The organism is Neisseria sp. P0021.S005 (genome assembly GCF_051956955.1).
On the sequence record NZ_JBQCWY010000620.1, the window covers coordinates 1 to 1,818 of the forward strand.

The 1,818-nt window shown below is 55.4% G+C and carries 1 protein-coding gene; it reads right to left on the minus strand.

The features are described 5' to 3' along the window. The coding region (locus ACTHUE_RS17570; protein ID WP_440361300.1) for a DUF6531 domain-containing protein at positions 1-1,818 on the minus strand (1,818 nt) is incomplete at both ends.

Below are 1,818 nucleotides of genomic sequence, written 5' to 3' on the forward strand. Positions count from 1 at the left end.
GTCGTAGTGGTATTCGGTGTGCTGTTCCAGCGCATCGGTAATACGCGCCAACTGTCCTTCGGGGGTGTAGGCCAGTTTGGTTTCGTAACCCGAGCAGTCGGTAATCCGGTCGGGCTGATGGTTTTCGTTATAGTGGTATGCGGTACTGCTGCCGTTCGGATCGGTTACCGACAGCAACAGACCGTTGCCGGCATATTCGAAACGGGTGATGTGTTTCAGCGGGTCGGTATGGGTCAGCAGGTTGCCCGCTTCGTCATAGGTATAGCCGTGGTAACGGCTTTCGGCATCGCTTTTGCGGATCAGACGGTAGTTGTCGTCATAGTCGAAATGCAGGATGACGCCGTCCGGACGGATAATGCTTTCTACCTGGCCTTCGTTGCTGTATTGATAACGGGTAACGCGTCCCATTGCATCGGTATGGCTGAGCAGACGGCCCAAGTCGTCGCGTTCCATCAGGTTGGTACTGCCGTCGGCAAACACCCGTTTGGTCAACTCATTGTTGTAGTCGTAATGATATTGCTCGGTACGGCCCAATATGTCGGTTACCTCGGTGTAACCTTCGTGATAGGTAAAACGCCATTCCTCGCCCAAAGAAGTCCGGTTGCGGATGACTTTGCCGGTCGGGGTGTAATGGTCGTATTCGTATTCCGATACCAATCCGGCCGCATCCGTATGCGACACCATCAGATTGTTTTTATAGCCGAAGCTGCGTTTGACATTACCGTCGCGGCCGATGACGCGGATCAGGTCACCACTGCCGTCGTATTCATAGCGGACCAGCGGCATACCGACCCGGACCGTTTCGCCAAAGGATGGTAAACCCTCCAACAGCGACACCGACAGCAGCCGCATTCTAGGCGACTGCTCATCGGCCACATTGCCGAAGTTTAGCGAGAACACCCGGCCGTTGCCGTCGATGACGTATTGCGGCAGACCGGTCAGCGGATGATAGACGAAACGCTGATGGTTGCCGTTGGCGTCTTCCACCGCGACCAGCGGGAAGAGGGTGGAATCTTCATCAGAACCGTCCTCCGCCACCACCAAAGGCGCAAAACGCAGCGCTATCGAACCGTCCAGAGAAGCAATGACATAATGGCCGTCCGGGTTCTTGCTGAACCAAATCTGTTCGCTCTCAAACAATACCGGCTCTTCGTCATCTTCATCGACTTCCGGCAAAGGGAACAAACGGCCCTGATCGTCGATATAGGCCAATCCGGCCGCATCGCGGATAATGCGCTGGCAGCCCGGTACGCTCCAGCCCTCGCCGAGCCAGCCGGTACCGTCTTGGTCGGAATAATAGCTGCGGCTCCATACCAGCGGCAGAATACCTTCAAAGGCAAAGTCGGTTTCACCCTCCAAAAACTTCAAACCGTGTATCGGATTGACTGGACGGCCGGCACCTACCGCACCCTTGCAGGACAAACAGGTTTTAGGGGGGAGTCTTTTGCTGAACTTGCCGTTCATATGGAACATATCGCCAGTACGCACGATATAGCGTTTGCGGATTTTAACCGAGGAAGAATGGCGCATCGGCCAGGCCGGTTTGGTGGCGGTGCGGCTTTTTACCCCTTTACGGCCCGGAAGGGCGATTTCATCGCCATAAGTTTTGTGCGTCTTACTGGCATTAAAGACAAAAGCAGGCTTGCGGTTGAGGCGTACGTCTTTGGCGACGGTTTTGGCACCGCCGAGATCAGCAAAGAGTGGGAAGGGGATGGGTGGAACGGAAGGGGGAGCGGGTGGAGGCGGCCAGCAGAAATCGGGGACGGTAAAGACAACGCGGAATTTGCTGCTTTTACGGGCGATTTTATTGACGGCCAT